Consider the following 1,010-nt stretch of genomic DNA (forward strand, 5'->3'; position numbering starts at 1 on the left):
TTAAAGCAGCTTCATAAAACTCGATCGCCTTTTCTAAATTATCCGCCCGCGAACCGTTGATTCTGTCACTGTAGGCAGCAGCTAGGTTATTTTGCGTTTCTGCCCATTTTTCGGGGAAATCCTCAAGGGTACGAACAGTTAAAGCAGCTTGATAAAACTCGATCGCCTTTTCTAAATTATCCGCCCGCGAACCGTTGATTCTGTCACTGTACGTAACAGCTAGGTTATTTTGAGTTTGAGCGTATTTTTCGCTACCCGGTTCCCGATTATTTAAAACTATTTGATAACCAGTAATGGCAATTTCAATGTTTTTCGATCTATTGCCGCGGGGGAATTGATTAATATGAATACTCAAATTTTCAATCATGGCAACAATGAACTCAATTGCGTCTGGGTGTTCGGCAATTAAATTCTGAGCTACTTGGGGTAAAATGTGGGCAAAACGGGCATTGAGGAGATGTTGCCGCTCGGCCAGCATGGGGTAAATTACTTTAATATCGCTATTGCTATCTCCTTCTGCTTGCAATAATTCTAGGATAAAGTTTGCATATTCTTGGGGATTTTCACTTTCTGGATCATCGTTTGACTCGATGAATTGTGCTAGCTGACTGGCCAGATTTCGCAGGAAGTTAGCGCCATTGTCACCTCCTTGCTGTGCCAAGTTTTCTGCTACTAACTCGCAAGCTTCCAGAAATCCGCGATCCAATAATTCGGAGTTATCCTGTAATATCTGCGGTTCGTCTCCGTTGGGGCAATCCAGCAGGGTGTGAATTAGTTGCAGATAAGCTTGGGCGCGGGTTTCGTCCATTGTGGGGAGTTGTGAATAACACCAGAATTTATTTTATCATGATTTAGATGGGTTCGGTGGCCAGAAACCGGGTTTTTTTGATATTGTTCGTTATTGTTGGTAAAAATCGTAAAAACCCGGTTTCTTAGGGTGCATCTCACTTTGGCAAATACATCAAATTGAAAGTTGACCGTTGAGATAAGCACAGCGAAGAGAAAGGATA

General features: G+C 42.5%; 1 protein-coding gene. It reads right to left on the reverse strand.

Annotated features, from left to right (window positions below; translation table 11 throughout):
• The coding region (locus QUB52_RS13760) for a tetratricopeptide repeat protein (protein WP_332973402.1) at positions 1-808 on the reverse strand (808 nt) is incomplete at its 3' end.
• Positions 809-1,010 lie beyond the last annotated feature (202 nt).

It is taken from the genome of Microcoleus sp. A6-C6, assembly GCF_036705955.1.
Classification (GTDB): Bacteria; Cyanobacteriota; Cyanobacteriia; order Cyanobacteriales; family Microcoleaceae; genus Microcoleus.